The sequence below is a fragment of the Spongiactinospora rosea genome (genome assembly GCF_003315795.1).
GTDB classification, from domain to species: Bacteria; Actinomycetota; Actinomycetes; order Streptosporangiales; family Streptosporangiaceae; genus Spongiactinospora; species Spongiactinospora rosea.
The window spans coordinates 460,529-480,571 of sequence record NZ_QMEY01000003.1 but is presented as its reverse complement, the minus strand read 5'-3'; the positions used below and the strand labels follow the sequence as shown (position 1 = coordinate 480,571).

Sequence of the window (20,043 nt, the reverse complement as noted above, 5' to 3'; positions counted from 1 at the left end):
ATGTTTCATATGGGATCTGAGTAACGAATGCGGCGTACTTCACCGGACCGGATTCGGCATCTTTTTTCCAATCAGCTTGACCTTCGGCGTCCACCGCTTTACCGTCACTGTGCGTAACCACTCCTCGTGGCGTACCGGGCTAAACCCCAACGCTATGGTCACCGTTGGTGCCTGCCCCTGGCACCGACCCCCGGTGGTCAGGGCATAAGCCGCGAGGTAGGACAATCTAGAGAGAGCGCTACATAGAGAGCCGGGGGGCCACAGGATGCCGTCTGAGTATGCCAAGTCGCTGGGTGCACGACTCCGCGCGATCCGCACCCAGCAGGGGCTGTCCCTGCACGGAGTCGAAGAGAAGTCACGCGGCCGATGGAAAGCCGTTGTCGTCGGCTCTTACGAGCGCGGCGACCGTGCGGTCACGGTGCAGAAGCTGGCGGAGCTCGCCGACTTCTACGGCGTGCCCGTTTCGGAGCTGCTGCCCGGCGGCGCCGCGCCGAGCCCGCTCGGCCCGACGCCGAAGCTGGTCATCGACCTGGAGCGGCTCTCCCAGTTGCCCAAGGAGAAGGCCGGAGCGCTCGCCCGTTATGCCGCGACCATTCAGAGCCAGCGCGGTGACTACAACGGCAAGGTGCTGTCGATCAGGCAGGAAGACCTGCGCTCGCTCGCGGTGATCTATGACAAGTCGCCCGGCGAGCTGACCGAGGAGCTGATCAGCTGGGGCGTCCTCGACGCCGAGGCGAGGCGCGCGGTCGAGTCCTTCTGATCCGTCCCCGGCTCGGCTCGCCGCACGTCCGATGCCCCTTTAGGAGGCGCCGCCGCCTCGGCGCGTCCTAGAGGGGCATGTCCGCGTCAGGGCCGGGCTCCGGCGCACGTCACCGCGCCGCGTCGCCGCACGGTCGCAGTGCCCGTTTCATGCCCGGTAACATCAGGCGGCGATTTCAAGATCTTGCCATAGGGGCGCACGATCAAGGCACGGGCACGAGAATCGGTGGGTATGGCGCGCGTTTCAGACGGGGAGCGGGACGGCCCTCGCCACGGCCAGGCGGCGCACCGCGCCACGCCGTCCACCACGCGTTCACTGCTGCTGGTGCTCCCCTACGTCGTCATGGCGATCGTCGCCCTCGCCGACTGGCTGATCGTGCCCGACATCGGCCTGCTGCCGCTGCTCGCCCTCGGCCCCGCGTTCGCCAGCGTCGCCTGCGATCTGCGGCGCACCGGGATGGTCGGCATCGTCGCCGTCGCCCTGTGCCTGCCGCTGTCCACCCAAGGCCCGAGCGGCCAGTACCGGCTCCACGTGGCCCTCACGGCCATCGCGGGGGTGACCCTGGCCAGTCTGGTCGCCAGCGCCGCCCGGACCCGCCACGAGCGCCGTCTGGCCGACGTCCGGTCGGTCGCCGAGGCCGCCCAGCGGGTGCTGCTGCGGCCGGTGCCCCGCAGGGCCGGCCCCGGCCTCGGGGTCGCGGTGTCCTACACCTCCGCGGTCGCCGAGGCCCGCATCGGCGGCGACCTGTACGAGGTGGTCACCCATCCGCGCGGCGTACGGGTCATCGTGGGCGACGTACAGGGCAAGGGCTTAGAGGCGGTCGAGACCGCGGCGATCGTGCTCGGCGCGTTCCGGGAGGCCGCGTACGACGAACTCGACCTGCTCGGCGTCGTGACCCGCCTGGAGAACGCGCTGTCGCGGCGGCTCACCGGCGAGCAGTTCGTCACGGCGGTGCTGGCCGAGGTACGCGACGAGGACGAGATCGCCATCGTCAACTGCGGGCACCCGGCCCCGCTGATCATCCGCTCGGACGGCGGCGCGGAGTTCGCCGAACCTCCGGAGGAGACGCCGCCACTCGGGCTGGCCTGGCTCAAGCCCGAAGAGCCGACGGTGCTCGTGGAACGGTTCGCCGAAGGGGACCAGATCCTGCTCTACACCGACGGGATCGTCGAGGCCCGCGACCATGGCGGCGCGTTCTACCCACTGACCGACAGAGTGCACCTCCTGACCGGCCCCGACCCCCAGACCTCCCTGGACACCCTCCGCGCCGACCTGCTCAAGCACGTGGGCCGCCCCCTCAGCGACGACGCCGCCATGCTCCTCCTCCGCCGCAGCCCCGCCCCCCTCCACCCCGACCCCTGACCCAGCCAGTACACCCAAAGGGCGCTGACGCGCCCAAGGGCTCGGCCCTCGCTACCGCTCGGACACTTCTCCTCGTGTCGGGCTCCGCCCGACGCCATGGCTCGCCGTATGCCATACGTACCGGTCCAAATCGGCTGCAGCGACTTCCCTCTGCACGACGCCGGTCGCGCCCTCACATACCGGCCCTGGCCCCTGCACAGCAGGCCCCATACCGCCGCTCTCAGCGGCCACCACCCGCCCTCGCGACCGATACTCCCCAGCAGGAAACCCGAGACAGTCCACTACCTCGCCGCTAGCGTTGCAGTCGTGTTCGAGATGCGACGTGCTTTCGTCGGGGACCGGCCTGTGATCGCCCAGCTGATCCGGGCCCGCGCCGAGTGGATGCACGAGCGCCTCCTGCCGGGCTGGGAGGGATGGCACGACCGCGCTGACACGCTGGCCGGACAGGCAGGTGAGAAGGAGATGCCCGTTTGGGTGATGACCCACGATGAACGGGTCATCGGCGTGACCAGCCTGTATGAGCAGACGTCTGGGCTGTTGTGGCCTGAGGAGGCCGAGCGCTTCCAACCGTCGTTCTTCCTGGCGACCACGGTCACCGACCCCGCCTACCGGCAGTACCGACCGGGGTGCCTGATCGCATGGTGGGCGCTGGACCACGCCGCGCGTGAGGGCCGCACATGGGTACGGCGCGGCACCGGACCGTATCCGCGGCTGGTCGCCTACTACCGCGATGTTCAGGGCTGGGACGTGGTCCGGACGGTGCTGAACCGCGGCGTCACCGCCTACGCGTTGCAGCGCCGAGCCGAGCCGCAGCCACACCTGCCGCAGCTCGGCCTTCAGCTGAAGGATGCTGCGGCCTGCTCGACGAGCAGCACGTCGAACAGCTCGGCTTCGCGGCGGGTGTAGCCGCCAGCGTCGACTGCACCCTTGCGCACCGTCCCTGCCCCCGGTACGGCAAGCCCCCTGCCCAGCTCCCGCAGGCCACCTCCCACCCTCGAAATCCCCAGCACGAACTCCCTTCCCCATTGGCCCTCGCTACCGCTCGGACGCTCTTCCTCATGTCGGGCTTCGCCCGACGTTGGGGCTTGTCGTGTGCCGTACGCACTGGTCTTAGTCGATCACGGCCTGACGCTGGCGACGTGTACTTCGTCTGACTGGGGGCCCGTGCGCGCCCTGACTCCAGACGACGCCCTCCGGCCTGGTCAGCGCCCTTGATCGAAAATGTGTTCGCAGAAGACTTGACACCAACGCCGGATCGAATTTATGTTCGATGGTGAGGACGGGACTCGCGGCCCGTTCCATGGGCGGTGGGTGGCGTCCTCGTCGTCGGCGGAGACGAGTGGGCGTCGCCCGGCCGGGCGGGGAGTGGGGAAGCTCCTCGTCCGGCCGCCCGGCAAGATTGTCGGTGCTGTATGCGAATGTGGCATCACCGGCAGTGAGCCGGAGCCGCCACGAGCGAGGGAGGCTGCAGCATGACCCCACGGCTCAGCGATGACAGCGGGCCCCGATTGTCGCCCACGGTCAGAGCACACCTGGCCGATGCGCGCGACTGCCTGACGCAGGCCGCGTCGGCGACCACCCCGGCGACGCGTTATGTATCCGCCCACCTGGCCGCGCTGCGTGCGGCGGCGGCGGTGCTCGCCGCCCGGCCCCGGCCGATGGACGGCAGGCGCCGACGGCTGCGCAGCGCCTGGGAGCTGCTCCCAGAGGCCGAGCCACGGCTGGCCGAATGGGCGGCCTACTTCGCGGTGAGCGCGGGCAAGCGCGCCGCCGCCGAGGCGGGTATGGTCCGGGCGGTCAGCGCACGCGACGCGGAAGAGCTGATCGCGGAGGCGGAGACGTTCGTCACCACCGTTGAGGCCATCCTCGGCGTGCCCGGACAACCCCCTCTGCCCACCTCCATCCCCCTCGCGGGCTGACTCCCGCCCATCGCCCCCGGCCCGGCCCCTCAGCCAGTCGCCCCCGCCGGTCGGTCACGGCATCGTCCCCTCAACGGCGAGCCCTACTGGCCGCTTGCGGAGGTCGCCGCACAACAGGCGCGCGACGCCGCATCCCGTACTCCAGATCGCCGGACCGGCCGTGCCCCCATAGCCTGGCAATCAGTGAGGTCCATCCCCACGTGTGTGAGGGCTATGTACGTGCCTCGGTGCGGTGCAACGCCATGCGGTACTCCTGCGCCCACTCCGCGCCTTGCTGATCGGCAGGCAGAGTGTCCAAGCCATGCCGTAGATGCTCCACAGCCGCCCTATGTTCTTTGAGGGCCAGCAGCGCAAGGCCGATATTGAGGGAGTGGTAGTCCGGGGTCAGCCAGTACGCCGTCCCTGGGGCTTGAGACCGCGCGTCCTCTTCAAGTGCCGTTGCTACGTCCAGCATTCGGCGGGCCTCACCAGCGTCCCCGAGCAGCGCCAGGCCCTGGGCCGCCTGCACAGCATCCCCTAACCGCTGGGCAGGGTGCGCACCGGGCGTGTGGTGTGCAGCAAGGAAGTGCCGGACGGTGGCTCGCGTTACGCCCTGCTGGCGTGCGAGCCATCCCTTGAAATTGGTGGCCTGGGCCACCAATTTCCCATCGCCGGTTTCGTCGGCCAGGCTTTCGGCGTCCGTCAGCAGGTGCAGTGCGTCTTGATCATTCCGTGCTTCCGCATTCAGCCAGCCATGGAATTGCACATACTCGGCGGCTACGGGAAGCAGCAGCTCGCGAGCAGATCCACGCGCGTCGCGCAGCAACGCGACCACAGCGTCGGCTTCGGCAGCGGTCGCGGCCATGATCGCGTTAGGTCCCAGCATGTCGTCAAGCCGCCGTTGCTGGGCAAGGATCGTCGCGAGCGCATCAACGACCGGCCTGTCCAAACGTGATGAACGCGCAAGGGCGCTGGTGAGCCGGTCATAGTCGTCCTCGTTCAACTCATCTTCGAGCCCTTGGGGATGCCATATCCCGATATCGCCGAACAGGTCGCCCTCGGACGCACCAAGCGCGCGAGCGAGCAGCGGGCGGTATTTACGCCCTGGCATGTGGATTTCGCTTTCCCACTGTTTGATCGAGCCGACGAGGCTAGATACGTGCGGAATGTCGTCGTCGGCATGCGCGACGGCTCTGATGCGGCGGGCGAGGTCGGCTCGGGACCAGTACGGGGGTGCTTCGCGCAACCTGCGAAGGCGAGCAGCAAAAGTCTCATCGGGGGACATATTCCGATGCACCTTTCACCGGGGGGTGGGTTGGAGCCCCTAGACTGGCCCCTTCCTAACCCATCCTGCCTCTCGCCACTGCTTCCCGCCATCGCTTCACTGATTGTGTTCGTTCGGTAACGCAGGGCGGCCCCGAGCGCGGTGATCTCACCCACCGGCCGGGGCCTTGGCCGCAGAGGAGTGCGACCCGTGAGCGATGATAGACCGCCCGTAGTGCCCAAAGGGGACGTGATCGGGTCTACCGCCCAAGACGATGGCCTGTTCCTCGTCTGGGAGGTGGAAGCAGGTGGCGACGGCAAGTGCGGCGTGACCGACGACGAGGCCGCCGCCGAGAAGGACATGCTGAGCGCTCTCGCAACGTTCCGGCATGGGCGTGGCCGAGTTCGGTACGCGCGGCTCGCCCCCGCGCCCCGCGCGGTCTATGACTACCGGTACGGCACGACCCTTATCACCGCCCACCGGATGGACGGCGTGACCGTCTCCATCGCCGGGGACGCGTGGGAGGACACCCAGTGAGCGGGTACGGCGGCGCGGCGAGGGCCTGCGCGTCGCCGTGCCGTACGGCGGGCCGGCGCGGGCGGCTTCGAGGTGGTGTCCATGCTGCCCGCGCCGACCAGGCCACGGTACGGCCCCGCCCCATCGCCCCGGGGCCGTACCGTCCCGCACGGGGAGTCGGTAGCCCCTCGTGCCGCGCGGGCGGGCACCCCACAGCCCGCCCGCGCCCTCTCCCCCGGGGTGTGCAGTGGATGAGCTGACGCCCGACCAGCGGGCCTACCTGACCGCCATCGCGACCACCTACCCCGGCTGGCACATCGTGGTGGAAAGAGGGTGGTGGTGGGCCACCAAGCACACCCCGCCGACGCGGGAGCAGAAGGCGGCCGGAGTGCTGACCCAGTTCGCCCGTCCTGGACCGCACGAGATGGTGGCCGCACTCAACGTGCAACTTGGCATCCTCGCCCGGATGGGCGCGGCCTGACCGCTTGGCGGGACGTCCGGGCGAGCGCTCCGCCGAGAACATGAGCGAGCCCCCACCGGAGCCGGGCACGGTCCGGTGGGGACTCTTCCCTGTCATCACCACACGGGCACGATCAGACCTGTACTCAACTGACGGCCGGAGGGCGAACACCCCGTACCCATAGGCCACCAGGCAGATGCCCGGACTCCCCGACAGCGGCTCACCGAACCGTACCCGCGTAGGCGCGGCGCTTTCCTGCCGTCTGGAGTGGCCGACCTGCGCGGTGCCCGACTTGAATGTTCCCATTTACACCACTCGGCGGGACGCAACCCATGGCACAGAGCGAGCCCCGAGGTCGGGCGAAGCCCGACACAAGGAAAAGCGTCCGAGCGTCAGCGAGGGCCGAGCCCTTGCGCACCGGCCGCCTGAGGGGTGGGGACGGTGGGCGAGGGGGCAGGGGACCTGGTCGCATGGAAGCCGAGGCCCGTTGGGCGGCGGTGTCGGGCGAAGCCGGGCATGAGGAAGAGCGTCCGAGCGTCAGCGAGGGCCGAGCCATTGGGCCCGCCGACGCCCTTTGGCATACCGGCCGGGTTGGGGGGGTGAGGGTCAGCGCTGGAATTTGCCTCGGACGTGGACGGGGACGCCCTTGCCGAGCATGGCGGGGAGCATCTTGGCGATGTGCATGGGCAGGCGGACGCAGCCGTGCGAGGCCGGGGCCAGCGGGACCGACAGGGCGCCGTGCAGGGCGATGCCGCCGTTGAAGAAGATCGGGTTGTAGAGCTGGCCCAGGTAGGACTTGTGCCAGCCGGACTTGCGCCAGGTGGTCTTGTAGTCGCCCGTGGGGGTGCGGGCGCTGCCGCAGAAGCGCTGCTCCTTGCCCTGCCACGTGGTGGTCTCGCAGTACGGGATGCCGCTGCCCGAGGAGGTGTGGCTGATCAGCTTCGGCACGCCGCCCACGTACAGGACCATGACCTGCTGGGTGAGGTTGATCTCGACCCTGGTGGCCTTGCCCCGGCGGGCCAGTACATTAGGCGCCTTGGGGTCCTCCAGCGCGTTCCAGGTCCGGCGCGCGATCGTGCTGGTCGGTGGGATGCCGTTGACCTTCTGGAAGGCCCAGACGGCGAACTGCGTGCCGCCCCCGTACTGACCGTCGATCTTGCCGGGGTGGTACCCCAGCTCCTTCAGGCGCGTCTGGAGCAGCTTGACGACCTTGCCCTTGGCGCCGAGGCGCAGCGTCTTGCCGGGCGCGGTGAACGGCGCGGGCTCGGCCCGGCCTGCAGCGAGTCCGGCGACGGCGCCGCCGCTCGGCGCGCTCACGAACTCCGCGTGTACGGCGCGCGGCGCGGCCCCGGCCACGGGCTTCGAGCCGGTGAAGCCGCATCCGGCGATGAGTACGGCCGCCGCGGTCGCGCACGCGGCTACTCCTAGCTGCTTCGCTGCCCCCACGTCAAACCATCCCCTCACACATATTAGTGCTAAAACAAGTGACTCTAGTGGAACAGTCACCTAGGGTCGACAAGTGCCATCGATCGGTAATCAATCGATATGTACGCCCCGCGTTGATTAGAGTGTCGGGATGCCAGAAAAGTTGCCGCACAACGCGGTAAAGGTGGGGACCGCGCTGCGCGAGGTGGGCGCGGAAGGGGAGATCGTGCTGCTACCCGAGTCGGCGCCCACCGCCGCGGCGGCCGCCGCGCAGCTCGGCTGTGAGGTCGGCGCGATCGCCAACAGCCTGATCTTCGACGCGGACGGCACGCCCCTGCTCGTCCTCACCAGCGGGGCCCACCGGGTCGACACCGCCCTGATCGCCCGGACGGCGGGCGTCGCGAAGGTGAAGCGGGCGACGCCCGAGTTCGTCAGGGCCGCCACCGGCCAGCCGATCGGCGGTGTCGCGCCGGTGGGGCACCCCGCGCCGGTCCGTACGCTGGTGGACACCTGGCTGAGCAAGCACGAGGTCGTGTGGGCGGCGGGCGGCCACCCGCATACCGTCTTCCCCACCACCTTCGAGGAGCTGGTCCGCATCACCGGCGGGACGCCGGTCGAGGTCGAGTGAGTCCGTCCAGGCGGCTGCTAGGGTGCGAGAAGTGATCGTACTGCGGCATGTCGGGCCAGATGAGTTCGGCGCGGGACTGGACGCGGCGATCGCCATCTACACGGCCGCCATGCGTCCACCGGCCGACCAGCTCTCCGGTCGCAAGAGCATCATGCGCAACCACACGACCTACCCCGACTTCACCTGCGTGCTCGCCGAGCGCGAGGACGGCGAGCCGGTCGGCTTCGCCTACGGCTTCCACGGCGCGGCCAACCAGTGGTGGCACGACGTCATCTACCGCTCACTGAGCGAGGCGGGCGGGCCGGAGGCGGCGATGGGGTGGCTCGGCGACACGCTGGAGATCGCCGAGGTGCACGTGCACCCCGACTACCAGGGCAAGGGCACCGGCCGGGCGATGATGCACGCGTTGTGCGACGGGCGGCCGGAGCGTACGTCGGTGCTGTCCACGCACGACCGGCGGACGGCGGCCCGGCACCTGTACCACAGCCTCGGGTTCGTCGATCTGCTGACACGGTACGTGTTCCCGGGCGGCTACGAGCGCTACGCGATCATGGGCGCGGCGCTGCCGCTCAAGGGCGCCCAGGACGCGGCCCGCGACGCCTGAACGACGCCTTCAGCCCGCGACTCCGATGCTGACGGGGCACCTCCTGACGGCGAAATCGGCGGTGGCGGGCCGCCCTGCGTACGCGGGCGGGCCGCTATGACGACCCACGCCGGCGCACGAGCCGATCGCCCGCACCCAGGCCGCGGTCATACCCGGCCGAAAGCACCCGGGACCGGAGGGCCATGGGGCGGGGTCAGGCCGGGAGGGGCAGGCCGGCCGCGTGGAACAGCCGGTCGCGGGAGGCGGCGGCCTCCTCGAAGACGGCCTCGCCGGCCGTGAGCACGCCGTCCTCCTTGAGGACCCTGCCGCCCACGAGGACCAGATCCACGTTGCCTGCGTGGCCCCCCGCCACGACCGAGGCCGCGACGTCGGTGGCCGGGAGAAGGTTCGTGTGGTCGAGGCAGACCATGATCAGGTCGGCTTCCTTGCCGGGCGTCAGGCTCCCGGTACGGTCGTCGATCCCGCAGGCCCGCGCCCCTTCGATGGTCGCGAAACCGATCAGGTCGGCGGCGTCGAACGTCGGCAGCCCCGGCTCGCGGTCCATCGGCCCCGCGGCCCCGGCGATGATCAGTTGCTGGTAGGCGAGGGCGGCCCGCATGACCCCGAACATATCGCCGCTGACGATCGTCTCGGTGTCCACGCTCAGGCTCGGCCGGATGCCCGCGGCGAGCAGCCGGTTGGTCGCCGGCTGGCCCAGTCCGGGCATGAAGACCTCAAGCGCGGAGGCCACGGACGCGGTGGCCCCGTGCGCGGCGATCATCTTCAGCTCGTCGTCGGTCGAGGTGCAGCAGTGGATGAAGGTCATGTCCGAGCCGAGCAGGCCGGAGTCGGCGAGCCGCCGGACCGCCCGCTGCCGCGTCCCCCACTCCCCCAGGCCGACGTGCATGCTGATGCGCAGCCCGAGTTCCCTGGCCAGGCGGATGTCCTGCCGGGCCACTGCGAGGGTGGACAGTTCGGGGCCGCGCAGCATCGCGTTGAGGGTCACCCGGGCCGAGTCGTCGGCCAGTACCTCGCCGCGGACCCGGCGGATGTCCTCGGGGTGGGTGCGGGAGCTGCCGAACTGCCACTCCTCGGCGTCCGTGGAGGGCCACCCGTGGTCGAAGACGGCGCGGATGCCCGACTCCCAGTGCGCCTCGATCGCGGCGTCGGTGTGTTGGGGGCTGTTGCTGATGTGCGACTCGTCGCGGACCGTGGTGACGCCCGAGTCGACGGACAGCATGTCGGCGGCGAGGTTGCCGATGTGGACGTCTTCGGGGGTGAAGTACGGCCCGAGTCCGATCTGCACCGTGCTGCGGTACTCCTGGTACGTCCAGGCGGGGCCGAGGTTGCGCAGCGCGCCCTGCCAGTTGTGCCGGTGCGTGTCGATGAAGCCGGGCAGCACCGCCTTCCTGGCGCCGTCGATGACGCGGGCCTGATCATCATGGAGGCCCGCGCCGACCGCGCTGATCCTGCCGTCCGCGATCAGGACGTCGCCGACGATGTTGCCGATGCCGGGATCCTGGGACATCACGTACGCGCCCTTGATCAGGATGCGTCCGGTGTCCGGCGGTCCGTCGTGCGACATATGGGTGGTTCCTTTCATTTTCCGGTCGATGGGCGCGGACGCCGGGAGGTCATCCAGACCGCCGCGAAGGTGAGCAACGCGCCCACGTAGGTGAGTGCCCCGGGTGAGCGGCCACCCGACGGGACGAACACGTCCAGCATGATCGAACTCGCCAGCTGGCCCGCTATCAGCGCCATGCCCAGGAGCAGCACGCCGATCCGCCGTACGAGGAACGTGGCCGCTCCGATGAACACCACCCCGCACAGGCCGCCCAGATACGTCCACCAGTCGGTGGACGGCGGGTGCCCGGCCGTCCCCTGGAGGATCGCCTTCACCCCCCAGGCGGCGGCCAGGAAGACCGCGCCGGCGAAGAAGTTCAGCCAGGTGGCGGCGAGCGGGGACCCGGCCGCCGCGCCGATGGCCCCGTTCATGGCCTGTTGCAGGCCGAGCAGGAAGCCCGCGACGGCGGCGGCCAGCGCGGGCAGCGCCACGGCCCCGGCCGCCGGGGCGGCGGACAGCCCCGGTACGGCGGAGATGACGGCGGCGGCCAGGATGACGGCGGCGCCCGCCACGCGCCGCCCGTCGGGACGCTGCTTGACGCCGCCGCCGACGCCGCGCGCGTCCACGATCAGCCCGCTGAGCGTCTGGCCCGCGATCGCCGCGACCGTGAAGACCGCGATCCCGGTGAGCAGCGCCGCCGTGGACTGGGCCAGCGCGAACGTGCCGCCGAAGACCCCCGCCAGCAGGTACCGGCGGGGCAGGCGGCCCGGCATCGCCGCCGTGCCGAGGGCGCGCAGCGAGCGGCGCAGCCCGGGCGAGCAGGCGGCCAGGACGGTCATCAGGATCAGGCCGCCGGTGAAGCTGAGCGCCGCGGCGGCGATGCCGTCGCCGAGGCGCTGGCTCAGCTCACCGTTCAGCCGGGCCTGCACCGGGATCACCATGCCGGTGGCGATGGCGGCGGGCACGGACAGCAGGCGCGAGCGGGACGAGGCCCGCGCGGCCGGGACCGCCCGCCCCGCGGGCGTGGTGGTCATGCGACCGGCGCGAAGTGGGTCCGGGCGATGTCCCGCAGGATGTCCGGCCGGGCCGGGGCCCAGCCCAGCAGGCGTCGCGCCGCCTCGCCCTGGGCCTGCTGGTCGAGCAGCAGCGCCTCGCCGAGCAGGCCGAGCCGGTCGAGGGTCTGTGCGACCGGCTCGGGCTCGACGCGGCCGGACAGGCCGACCGCGTTGCTCACGGCCTCGGTGATCTGCCGGACGGTCGGGCTCGCGCCCGCGGCGCCGATGAAGTACGACCCTGCGGGCGCCTTCTCCAGCGCGAGCACGTACAGCTCGGCCAGGTCATCGACGTGCACGGTGCTCCAGCGCTGCTCGCCGTGGCCGATCATGGTCAGCGCCGGTTCGGGCCCTTCGGTACGCGGGCCCGCGGCCACGAGGTTCACCAGGCCGCCGCCGTGCCCGTACGCGACGGCGGGGGCCACCACGGCGGTCCGGACGTCCGTCGCCGCGAGCACCCGCTCGGCGATCGAGGCCCGCCAGGCCGTCAGGCGCGGCGGGTTCATGGGAGTGGACTCGTTGATCACCGTGCCGCTGCCGTGCTCCCACACGCCGGCGGTGTGCAGGTACGGCCGGTCGGTGCCCGAAAGGGCGCGCAGGAACGCGGTCGCGGCGGTCTCGTCGAGGGCCGGGCCGGTCGCGTCGCCGGGGGAGGCCAGATGGATCACCCCGTCACTGCGGGCCGCCAGCTCGTGCAGCGCATCGCCGTCGGACAGATCGCCGATGATCGCGCCGGCGCCCTTGGCCTTGACGGCATCGGCCTTTCCGGCGTCACGGACCAGAGCGGACACCTGGTGGCCCGCGGCCACCAGCCGGCCGAGTACGGCGGAGCCGATGTGACCGGTGCCGCCGGTGAGCAGGACGCGCATGTTCGTTCCTCCTGGACGGATAGGGGAATGAGGCCGCGTGACAACGGTGGCAGCGCCCGGCTATCGTGTCCAACGAAGAGTTACGATCGCACTATCGCATTTATCGATCAATGGAGGGTGAGGTGGACCAGCGCCGGCTGGAGTACTTCATCACCGTGGCCGAAGAACTGAACTTCACGCGCGCCGCCCAGCGCCTGCACGTCACGCAGTCCACGCTGTCGGCGGGCATCAAGGCCCTGGAGAGCGACCTCAAGGCCGAGCTGCTCATCCGCTCGACGCGGTCCGTCACGCTCAGCGAGGCGGGTTCGGCGTTCCTGCCGGAGGCCCGCGCGGCGCTGGAGGCCCTGGACCGGGCGCGCGCGGCCGTCGAGCCGGTCTCGGCCGGGCTGCGCGGGCGGCTGGCGATCGGGATGCTCAGCAGTTTCACGCTCGTGGACGTCCCGGCCCTCGCCGGGGAGTTCCATCGGCGGCATCCCGGCGTGCGGCTGCGCATGGAGGTGTCGCAGCGCGGCACCCACGGGCTGATCGAGCGGATCAAGGAGAGCCACGTCGACGTGGCCTTCGTGGGGGCCGAGCCGCACGACGAGCAGCTTCGGGTCACCCCGATAAAGCGCTACGACGTGCACCTGCTGGTGGCCGAGAGCCACCCGCTGGCCGGGCGGCGCTCGGTGCGGCTGGAGGAGATCGCCGAGGAGTCGTTCGTGGAGATGCCCATCGGGTTCGGGCAGCGCGAGGCGGCCGACGCGGCGTTCGCCGCCGCCGACCTGACCCGCCATGTCCTGATCGAGGTGCCGGACATCACCACGATCCCGCAGTTCGTCGCGCACGGGCTCGGGGTGGCGTTCATGCCCGCCGCCTTCGCCGAGTCGGTCGTGCCGCGCGTGCGCGCCGTACCACTCGCGGGCGGCGGGTTGTCCTGGACGCTCAGCGTGGTGACCTCGGCCTCGCGCACTCCGGCGCGCGCGCTGCACGCCTTCCTCGACCTGCTGCCGCACTACATCCGCGGCCACCACGTCTTCTGACGCCGGAGGCCGCCACCACCACAGGTCAGACCGGCGACGCCGCCGGAACGGGGGCGATGCGCTGGAAGACCTCCCTGGTCGCGCTGGAGCGGTTGAAGGTGATGAAGTGGATGCCCGGCGCGCCCTCGTCGAGCAGCCGGCGGCACAGCTCGGCCGCGTGCTCGATGCCCAGCTCCCGGACCGCCTCCGGGTCGTCCTTGACCTCCTCGAAGCGGGCGGCGACCTCCTCGGGGAAGGGCGCGCCGGAAAGCTGCTCGGAGCGGGCGATCGTGCTCATCCGGGTGACCGGCATGATGCCCGGGATGATCGGCGTGTCGCACCCGCCGGCCGCCACCCGGTCGCGCAGCCGCAGGTAGTCGTCGGCGCGGAAGAACATCTGGGTGATCGCGTAGTCGGCCCCCGCGCGGCACTTGCGCACGAAGAAGTCGGTGTCGGACTCGATCGTGGCCGACCTCGGATGCTTGTAGGGGAAGGCGGCCACGCCGACGCAGAAGTCACCGGACTGCCGGATGAGCCGGACCAGCTCCTCGGCGTACAGGACGCCCTCGGGGTGCTGGACCCACTCCCCCATAGGGTCGCCGGGCGGGTCACCGCGCACCGCGAGGATGTTGCGCACCCCGGCGTCGGCGAACCGGCCGACGAGGTGGCGCAGCTCGCGCACCGAGTGGTTGACCGCGGTGAAGTGGGCGACCGGGGTGAGGGTGGTCTCGTGGGCGACCCGCTCGACGATGCCGACGGTGCGGTCGCGGTTGCCGCCGCCCGCGCCGTAGGTCACCGAGACGAAGGTGGGGCTGAGGGCCTCCAGCTCCCTGATCGCGCGCCACAACTGGCGCTCCCCCTCCTCGGACTTGGGGGGGAAGAACTCGAAGGAGAACGACCGGTCGCCGCTCGCGAGCAACTCGCGCACGGTCGGCACACGGCCGGGGCGGACGGACGGACGACCCAAAGACATGTCCACCAGGGTACGGGGCGCCACCGGTAAACGCTAAGCCCTCACCCGGCCGTCCACCCGGCCATCCGCCCTGCCGCTCACGCCGCCGGAGTCCTGTCAAGTCCCCGCCGAAGTCCATGCGGAAACGGGCAGTCGGGATCATTCCCCGCACCTCCCTGCCGTTACGCTCGGAACATGACCGTTTCCGGCGCCGCGCGCGGCATGCTCCGCACCGAGGTCGACCGTTCGCTGAAGACCTTCCTCGACCATCAGCGGGCGGTGGGCGGCGGACCCGATGTCGTACCGCTCTTCGACGCCGCCGAGGACTTCCTGGCGGGCGGCAAGCGGCTGCGCCCGGCCTTTTGCTACTGGGGCTGGAAGGCGGGGGGCGGCGGCGACGACCCGGCGGTGTTCACCGCGGCGGCCTCCCTCGAACTGCTCCAGGCCAGCGCCCTCGTCCACGACGACCTGATGGACAACAGCGACCTGCGGCGCGGCATGCCGGCCGCGCACCGCCGCTTCCAGGCCCTGCACGAGAAGGAGGGCTGGAACGGTTCGGCCGAGCAGTTCGGCGCGGGGGCCGCGGTGCTGCTGGGCAACCTGCTGCTGCTGTGGTCCAGCGAGATGTGGCGCACCTGCGGGCTGCCCGCGGAGGCGCTGGCCGCCGCCCAGCCCGCGCACGACCACATGCGCACCGAGCTGATGTGCGGCCAGTACCTGGACCTGCTGGAGCAGGCGCACGGCGAGAACACCTTCGAGAGCGCGCTGCGGGTCGCGCTCTACAAGAGCGGCCGCTACTCGGTGGAGCGCCCGCTGCGGCTCGGCCTGACCCTGGCGACCAGGGGCGCGCCGCCGTGGACGGACGCGCTGTGCTCCGACTACGGCACCGGCGTGGGCATCGCCTTCCAGCTCCGTGACGACGTGCTCGGCGTCTTCGGCGACCCCTCCCAGACCGGCAAGCCCGCAGGTGATGACCTGCGCGAGGGCAAGCGGACCATGCTGATCGCCCGCACGCTGGCCGCGGCGCCGCCCGAGGCGGCGGCCGTGGTCCGGCGGCTGCTCGGCGACCCCGCCCTCGGCGCGGAGGGCGTGGCCACGCTGCGCACGATCATCCAGGAGAGCGGGGCGCTGGCGGCCTGTGAGGAGATGATCAAGCAGTACCTGCACGACGCCCTGGAGGCGCTGGAGCGCGCCCCGATCACCACGGAGGCGCGTACCGCCCTGGCCGACCTCGCGGTGGCCGCCACGACCCGCGACACCTGACCCCGGCCACAAGGCTCACGGCGGCGGCGCGGCGGCCAGCCGGGCGGCGAACTCCGCCGCCGCGGCGGCGGGATCGCCGGCGTCGGTGATGGCGCGGACCACGACGACCCGGCGCGCGCCGTAGGACATCACCTCGTCCAGGTTGGCCAGGTCGATGCCGCCGATGGCGAACCAGGGGCGCGTGGCGGGCAGGCTCGCCGCGTGCTTGAGCAGGCCCGGCCCCGGGGCCGGGCGGCCCGGCTTGGTCGGCGTGGGCCAGACCGGGCCGCAGCAGTAGTAGTCCACGCCGTCTTCGGCCGCCGCCGCGGAGGCCTCGCCGGCCTCGTGGGTGGAGCGGCCGATGAGGACGTCGGGGCCGAGGATGTCGCGCGCGACGGGGACCGGCAGGTCGTCCTGGCCCAGGTGCAGGACGTCGGGCCGGGCCGCGTAGGCGACGTCGGCCCGGTCGTTGACGGCCAGGAGCGCGCCGTGCCGGTCGCAGGCGTCGCGGAACACCTCCAGCAGGGCCAGCTCCTCGCGCGCCTCCAGCCCCTTCTCCCGGAGCTGCACGATGTCGACCCCGGCGCCGAGCACGGCGTCGAGGAAGGCGGGCAGGTCACCGCGGTCGCGGCGGCCGTCGGTGCAGAGGTAGAGGCGGGCCGATCGCAGGCGTTCGGTCAGTGAGGTACGGCTCGCGCCGGGCGCGGCGCGCCCGGCGGAGAACGAAGGAGAGGACATCGAGCGGCCGGTCAGAAGGCGAGCGCCTGTGCCCGGCGCTTGACCTCGGTGTGCCGGCCGGCGGCTATCGCCTGGACGGGCGCCCCCGGCAGGGACTCGTCTGGGGTGAACAGCCAGCGCAGCGCCTCGACGTCGTCGTATCCGGCGTCGCCGAGCACGGTCAGCGTGCCCGGCAGGCCCTTGAGCACATCGTCGGCGCCCAGGAACGCGGCGGGCACCTGGGGCTCGCCTCCGTCGCGCCGTACTCCGATGATCTTGCGGTCCTTCAGCAGTTGCTTGGCCCGGCCGGTCGGCAGTCCCAGCCGCTTGGCCACTTCCGACAGCGGGATCCACTCCCCGACCAACTCGTCGGTCTGCTGGTCGATCTGTGCAACAGAAAGCGTCACGAATCCACCACTACCACGACTGGACGACCTGCAAACACCTTCAGGCCACCACGCAGTCGCGCAGCATCGTGGCAGGGTCGGCCAGGCGGCGGGCGTCGAGCCTGCGGCCGCCCTCCACGATGCGCCTGCCCTGGACGAGATCGCGCGGCCGGTCGACGGTGAGGATCGCGGTCAGCCGGTCGTCGCCGGTCAGCCAGCAGATGGCCCATTTGGCGTCGGTGCGCGGGTCGCCCCGCAGGACGCGGCGGGCGGCGCGCGGGCCCGCGTGGTGCCCGGCGTACTGCACCATGTGCCCGAACTGCTCCGACCAGAAGTAGGGCACCGGGTCGTAGACGGCGTCCTCGCCGAGGATGGCCGCGGCGGCGACGTCGGGCGCGCCGAGCGCGGTGTCCCAGTGCTCGACCCGCAGCCGCCGCGCGAAGCGGCGCGACCACCAGGCGGCGCAGTCGCCGACCGCGACGACGCCGGGCAGCGAGGTGCGCAGGTGCTCGTCGGTCACGACCCCGTCGGCCAGCTCGATGCCGGAGCCGGACAGCCAGCCGACCGCCGGGCGGACGCCCACGCCGGTGACGACGACGTCGGCCTCGATCCGTGAGCCGTCGGCGAGGGTGAGCCCGTCATGGTCGACCGAGGCGACCCGTGTGGAAAGGCGCAGCTCGACCCCGGTCTCGGCGTACCATGGGACGGTCCACGCGCCCGCGTCGTCGCCAAGGGCCGCGCTCAGCGGGGCCGGACCCGCCTCCACGACGACCACCTCGCACCCGGCGCGGGCCGCCGCGGTGGTGACCTCCGCGCCGATCCAGCCCGCGCCGATGACCGCCACCCGGACCCCGGGCGCGAGCTTGTCGCGCAGCTCCAGGGCGTCGTCAATGGTCCGCAGCACGTGTTGGGGGCCCTCGCCGCGCAGCCGGATCGGCGTGGCGCCGGTCGCGATCACCAGCCCGTCGTACGGCAGCTCGCCCTCGGTCGTCTCGACCACTCCGGGCCGCAGTCCCTTGGCGGCCACGGCCTGACGCCAGTCGATCTCCAGGGCGTCGAGGTCGAGTTCGACGTAGGTCGAGTCGACCTCCTTCTCCCTGTTCAGCACGGCCTTGGAGAGCGGCGGGCGGTCGTAGGGCCGGTGCCGTTCCTCTCCGATCAGAGTGATCCTGCCGTCGTACCCGTGGGCCCGAAGGGCCTCCACGCTGCGCACACCGGCGAGCCCGGCTCCCACCACCACGACACTATTCACAACCCACGACCCTAAGTCGGCGCGATCGAAAGCGCGCCAATGGCGATTCGATGACGAAAACGCTAGTCCAATGCACACGGCCCGCGGCAGGCACCCCGTGCGGGGTCACTTCTGCGGACGCTTACGCTAGAAGGGATAAACGCACGGGAGTCCGGACGAACCGGGCTGAGAGGAGGGCTGCCACGGCCCTCGACCGTAACAGAACCTGATCCGGGTCATGCCGGCGAAGGGAGCGATCGGCCGCATGAGGCCACAGCGAAGCGAGCACCACCGAAGCGAGCAACAGCGCCACCAACCAGTCGATCGAGTGCGAAGGAACCTGGTAGGGGCCTCCGAGGAGACCGGCTCGGAAGGAGCCACCCACGAAGGGGGTACCCCGCCGACGGCGGCCCCAAGCGAAGGCATGCGGAGGGTCGATCCCCCAGACGGGGATGAGTTCGGCCCGAAATTCCCGGCCGCAGCCGGGAATCACCCGCACGCCGTGTCCACCGGCGGGTCCGCGAACGGCCCGAAACCCGCCGGCGAGCCCCCGGGCGGCCCCGCTCCCCCGCCGCTGAGCGCGGCCGGAGGCCCGTCGGCGTCCGGCGGCGAGCGCCGCGCCGATCCCCCGGGCACGGACGCGCCGGGACCGAAAAAACCGGCCGGACACGGAAGCACCTCAACAGGGGTTGACGGCGGCCCGCAAAGGGCCGCGGAGCGCCCCAAGCGGCTCGCCGGTCGCAGAGGGCGGGTCGTGGTGGTGGGAGGCGGCGTCGTGGGCCTGAGCGCCGCCTGGCGGGCGGCCAGGGAGGGCGCGGCCGTCACCGTCATCGACCCCGATCCCGGGGGCGGCGCGTCGTACGCCGCGGCCGGGATGCTCGCGCCGGTGAGCGAGGTGACCTACACCGAGGAGTCGCTGCTGCGGCTGGGGGTGGACTCGCTCGCCCGCTGGCCGGGGTTCGCCGCCGAACTCACCGAGGACAGTGGCGACGACCTCGACCTGCGTTCGGCGGGCACGCTGGACGTCGCCTTCGGCGCGGACGACCTGGCGGCGCTGGGCGAGCTGGCGGAGTTCATGGCCAAGCTGGACCTGCCGGTCGAACGGCTCACCGGCCGCGAGTGCCGCCGCCTGGAGCCCCTGCTGGCCCCGTCGGTGCGCGGCGGCATCCTCGCCCCCGGCGACTCCTGGGTGAACCCGCGCAGGGTGACCCGTGCCCTGCTCACCGCCCTGTCCCGGCTCGGGGTGCCGGTGGTGCGCCGCCGGGTCGCCGAAGTGGTCGTCGCCGGTGGCACGGTCCAGGGCGTACGGCTCGGCGGGCCGGGCGGGCCCGCGTCCGGCGGCGTACGGCCCGGCCGCGCCCCGCTCCTCCTACAGGACTCCGGCGAGGCCCCGGAGACGATCCCGGCGGAGCAGGTGGTGCTGGCGGCCGGGGCGTGGACCGGCTCACTGCCCGGGGTGCCCGATGGCGTGCTGCCCCCGGTACGCCCGGTCAAGGGCCAGATCATGCGCCTGCGCACCCCCTACCCCGCGCTGACCCGATGCGTGCGCGGCACCGTCCACGGCTCCCCCGTCTACCTGGTGCCGCGCGGCGACGGCGAGGTGGTGCTCGGGGCCACTCAGGAGGAGATGGGCTTCGACACCCGCGTCACGGCGGGCGGCCTGTGGGAGATCCTGCGCGACGCCAGGGAACTGGTGCCGGGCGTCACCGAATGGGAGGTCACCGACGTCGTGGCCGGACTACGGCCGGGGACGCCCGACAACCTGCCGGCGATCGGCCCCACCGCGCTGCCGGGGCTGCTGGTCGCCTCGGGCCACCACCGGGGCGGCGTGCTGCTCGCCCCCCTCACCGCCGATCTGGTCGTCCGCCTGCTGGCGGGCGAGACGATCGTGGACCACCCCTGTTCACCATCGCGTTTCGAGGAAAGCAGCAGATGAAAGTGACCATCAACGGCAGCCCGTACGACCTCCCCGAGGGGGCCACCGTCGCGAACGCCGTGACCGCGCTCACCACCGCGACCTCGGGTGTGGCGGTCGCGTTGAACGAGGAGGTCGTCACCAGGGGGGCGTGGGAGTCGACCGCGCTCTCCGAGCGGGACCGCGTGGAAGTGCTCACCGCGGTGCAGGGAGGATGA

21 protein-coding genes and 1 riboswitch are annotated in these 20,043 nt (G+C 71.7%); of the genes, 12 read left to right on the top strand and 9 right to left on the bottom strand.

What is annotated here, in order from left to right; all coding sequences use genetic code 11:
- Window positions 1-265 precede the first annotated feature (265 nt).
- The 4 genes from bldD (at window position 266) to DP939_RS10825 (ending at window position 4,041) form a co-directional block, all read left to right on the top strand.
- The gene (bldD, locus tag DP939_RS10840; protein WP_111165395.1) at window positions 266-760 is read left to right on the top strand and encodes a transcriptional regulator BldD; all 495 of its coding nucleotides are present in this window, start codon (window positions 266-268) and stop codon (window positions 758-760) included.
- A gap of 231 nt (window positions 761-991) precedes the next feature.
- Window positions 992-2,122, top strand: a complete 1,131-nt coding sequence (locus DP939_RS10835; protein ID WP_199565082.1) for a PP2C family protein-serine/threonine phosphatase — start codon at window positions 992-994, stop codon at window positions 2,120-2,122.
- Window positions 2,123-2,467: 345 nt separating this feature from the next.
- Window positions 2,468-3,028, top strand: a complete 561-nt coding sequence (locus DP939_RS10830; RefSeq protein ID WP_199565081.1) for a hypothetical protein — start codon at window positions 2,468-2,470, stop codon at window positions 3,026-3,028.
- Between the two features lie 566 nt (window positions 3,029-3,594).
- Window positions 3,595-4,041, top strand: coding sequence for an SAV_6107 family HEPN domain-containing protein (locus DP939_RS10825; protein ID WP_113980488.1), 447 nt, complete (start codon window positions 3,595-3,597; stop codon window positions 4,039-4,041).
- A gap of 211 nt (window positions 4,042-4,252) precedes the next feature.
- On the opposite strand, the gene DP939_RS10820 is transcribed toward DP939_RS10825, so the two are convergent.
- Window positions 4,253-5,305 carry a transcriptional regulator gene (locus DP939_RS10820; RefSeq protein ID WP_113980487.1) on the bottom strand — a complete coding sequence of 351 codons (1,053 nt, stop codon included), beginning with the start codon at window positions 5,303-5,305 and terminating at the stop codon, window positions 4,253-4,255.
- A 228-nt stretch (window positions 5,306-5,533) separates the two neighbouring features.
- On the opposite strand from DP939_RS10820, the gene DP939_RS46110 reads away from it, so the two are divergent.
- Together DP939_RS46110 and DP939_RS10815 are read left to right on the top strand one after the other, a co-directional pair.
- Entirely contained in the window at window positions 5,534-5,821 is a 288-nt protein-coding gene (locus tag DP939_RS46110) for a hypothetical protein (RefSeq protein WP_158578535.1), read from the top strand.
- Between the two features lie 226 nt (window positions 5,822-6,047).
- Complete coding sequence (locus DP939_RS10815) at window positions 6,048-6,281, top strand: hypothetical protein (protein ID WP_113980486.1); 234 nt, start codon at window positions 6,048-6,050, stop codon at window positions 6,279-6,281.
- 585 nt (window positions 6,282-6,866) lie between these two features.
- On the opposite strand, the gene DP939_RS10810 is transcribed toward DP939_RS10815, so the two are convergent.
- Window positions 6,867-7,706, bottom strand: a complete 840-nt coding sequence (locus tag DP939_RS10810; protein WP_113980485.1) for a L,D-transpeptidase family protein — start codon at window positions 7,704-7,706, stop codon at window positions 6,867-6,869.
- Window positions 7,707-7,836: 130 nt separating this feature from the next.
- Between DP939_RS10810 and DP939_RS10805 the strand changes: the two genes are divergently transcribed.
- A complete protein-coding gene (locus DP939_RS10805) occupies window positions 7,837-8,313 on the top strand; it encodes a YbaK/EbsC family protein (RefSeq protein WP_113980484.1) in 477 nt (158 codons plus the stop codon).
- 31 nt (window positions 8,314-8,344) lie between these two features.
- On the top strand, window positions 8,345-8,917 hold the full coding sequence (locus tag DP939_RS10800; protein ID WP_225878160.1) for a GNAT family N-acetyltransferase: 573 nt from the start codon (window positions 8,345-8,347) through the stop codon (window positions 8,915-8,917).
- A 193-nt stretch (window positions 8,918-9,110) separates the two neighbouring features.
- On the opposite strand, the gene DP939_RS10795 is transcribed toward DP939_RS10800, so the two are convergent.
- Genes DP939_RS10795 through DP939_RS10785 form a run of 3 tightly spaced genes read right to left on the bottom strand, consistent with a single transcriptional unit; the run spans window position 9,111 to window position 12,381 of the window.
- A complete protein-coding gene (locus DP939_RS10795) occupies window positions 9,111-10,481 on the bottom strand; it encodes an amidohydrolase family protein (RefSeq protein WP_113980483.1) in 1,371 nt (456 codons plus the stop codon).
- 14 nt (window positions 10,482-10,495) lie between these two features.
- On the bottom strand, window positions 10,496-11,494 hold the full coding sequence (locus tag DP939_RS10790; RefSeq protein ID WP_113980482.1) for a DMT family transporter: 999 nt from the start codon (window positions 11,492-11,494) through the stop codon (window positions 10,496-10,498).
- On the bottom strand, window positions 11,491-12,381 hold the full coding sequence (locus DP939_RS10785) for an NAD-dependent epimerase/dehydratase family protein (protein ID WP_113980481.1): 891 nt from the start codon (window positions 12,379-12,381) through the stop codon (window positions 11,491-11,493). The genes DP939_RS10790 and DP939_RS10785 overlap by 4 nt, the downstream gene beginning before the upstream one ends.
- 122 nt (window positions 12,382-12,503) lie before the next feature.
- Here DP939_RS10785 and DP939_RS10780 point away from each other — a divergent pair, with 122 nt between their 5' ends.
- Window positions 12,504-13,403 (top strand): LysR family transcriptional regulator, encoded by a 900-nt coding sequence (locus tag DP939_RS10780; RefSeq protein WP_113980729.1) that lies wholly within the window; start codon window positions 12,504-12,506, stop codon window positions 13,401-13,403.
- A gap of 25 nt (window positions 13,404-13,428) precedes the next feature.
- Here DP939_RS10780 and metF read toward each other — a convergent pair whose 3' ends face one another.
- Window positions 13,429-14,355, bottom strand: coding sequence for a methylenetetrahydrofolate reductase [NAD(P)H] (gene metF, locus DP939_RS10775; protein ID WP_113980728.1), 927 nt, complete (start codon window positions 14,353-14,355; stop codon window positions 13,429-13,431).
- A gap of 174 nt (window positions 14,356-14,529) precedes the next feature.
- Between metF and DP939_RS10770 the strand changes: the two genes are divergently transcribed.
- Window positions 14,530-15,597 carry a polyprenyl synthetase family protein gene (locus tag DP939_RS10770; RefSeq protein WP_113980480.1) on the top strand — a complete coding sequence of 356 codons (1,068 nt, stop codon included), beginning with the start codon at window positions 14,530-14,532 and terminating at the stop codon, window positions 15,595-15,597.
- Between the two features lie 15 nt (window positions 15,598-15,612).
- Here DP939_RS10770 and thiE read toward each other — a convergent pair whose 3' ends face one another.
- Genes thiE through DP939_RS10755 form a run of 3 tightly spaced genes read right to left on the bottom strand, consistent with a single transcriptional unit; the run spans window position 15,613 to window position 17,931 of the window.
- On the bottom strand, window positions 15,613-16,314 hold the full coding sequence (thiE, locus tag DP939_RS10765) for a thiamine phosphate synthase (protein ID WP_113980479.1): 702 nt from the start codon (window positions 16,312-16,314) through the stop codon (window positions 15,613-15,615).
- An 11-nt stretch (window positions 16,315-16,325) separates the two neighbouring features.
- Window positions 16,326-16,700 (bottom strand): Rv2175c family DNA-binding protein, encoded by a 375-nt coding sequence (locus DP939_RS10760; protein ID WP_113980478.1) that lies wholly within the window; start codon window positions 16,698-16,700, stop codon window positions 16,326-16,328.
- A 40-nt stretch (window positions 16,701-16,740) separates the two neighbouring features.
- On the bottom strand, window positions 16,741-17,931 hold the full coding sequence (locus tag DP939_RS10755) for an NAD(P)/FAD-dependent oxidoreductase (protein ID WP_113980477.1): 1,191 nt from the start codon (window positions 17,929-17,931) through the stop codon (window positions 16,741-16,743).
- 133 nt (window positions 17,932-18,064) lie between these two features.
- Window positions 18,065-18,180: riboswitch (TPP riboswitch) on the top strand.
- Between the two features lie 484 nt (window positions 18,181-18,664).
- Here DP939_RS10755 and DP939_RS10750 point away from each other — a divergent pair.
- Both DP939_RS10750 and thiS read left to right on the top strand, forming a co-directional pair.
- Window positions 18,665-19,846, top strand: coding sequence for an FAD-dependent oxidoreductase (locus DP939_RS10750; RefSeq protein WP_225878159.1), 1,182 nt, complete (start codon window positions 18,665-18,667; stop codon window positions 19,844-19,846).
- Entirely contained in the window at window positions 19,843-20,043 is a 201-nt protein-coding gene (gene thiS / locus DP939_RS10745; RefSeq protein ID WP_113980475.1) for a sulfur carrier protein ThiS, read from the top strand. The genes DP939_RS10750 and thiS overlap by 4 nt, the downstream gene beginning before the upstream one ends.

Bases quoted from the DNA above. Each gene is read 5' to 3' on its own strand.
- metF (WP_113980728.1), bottom strand. From the start codon at position 14,355: ATGTCTTTGGGTCGTCCGTCCGTCCGCCCCGGCCGTGTGCCGACCGTG.
- DP939_RS10790 (WP_113980482.1), bottom strand. From the start codon at position 11,494: ATGACCACCACGCCCGCGGGGCGGGCGGTCCCGGCCGCGCGGGCCTCG.
- DP939_RS10825 (WP_113980488.1), top strand. From the start codon at position 3,595: ATGACCCCACGGCTCAGCGATGACAGCGGGCCCCGATTGTCGCCCACG.
- bldD (WP_111165395.1), top strand. From the start codon at position 266: ATGCCGTCTGAGTATGCCAAGTCGCTGGGTGCACGACTCCGCGCGATC.
- thiE (WP_113980479.1), bottom strand. From the start codon at position 16,314: ATGTCCTCTCCTTCGTTCTCCGCCGGGCGCGCCGCGCCCGGCGCGAGC.
- DP939_RS10805 (WP_113980484.1), top strand. From the start codon at position 7,837: ATGCCAGAAAAGTTGCCGCACAACGCGGTAAAGGTGGGGACCGCGCTG.
- DP939_RS10820 (WP_113980487.1), bottom strand. From the start codon at position 5,305: ATGTCCCCCGATGAGACTTTTGCTGCTCGCCTTCGCAGGTTGCGCGAA.
- thiS (WP_113980475.1), top strand. From the start codon at position 19,843: ATGAAAGTGACCATCAACGGCAGCCCGTACGACCTCCCCGAGGGGGCC.
- DP939_RS10785 (WP_113980481.1), bottom strand. From the start codon at position 12,381: ATGCGCGTCCTGCTCACCGGCGGCACCGGTCACATCGGCTCCGCCGTA.
- DP939_RS10835 (WP_199565082.1), top strand. From the start codon at position 992: ATGGCGCGCGTTTCAGACGGGGAGCGGGACGGCCCTCGCCACGGCCAG.
- DP939_RS10795 (WP_113980483.1), bottom strand. From the start codon at position 10,481: ATGTCGCACGACGGACCGCCGGACACCGGACGCATCCTGATCAAGGGC.
- DP939_RS10770 (WP_113980480.1), top strand. From the start codon at position 14,530: ATGACCGTTTCCGGCGCCGCGCGCGGCATGCTCCGCACCGAGGTCGAC.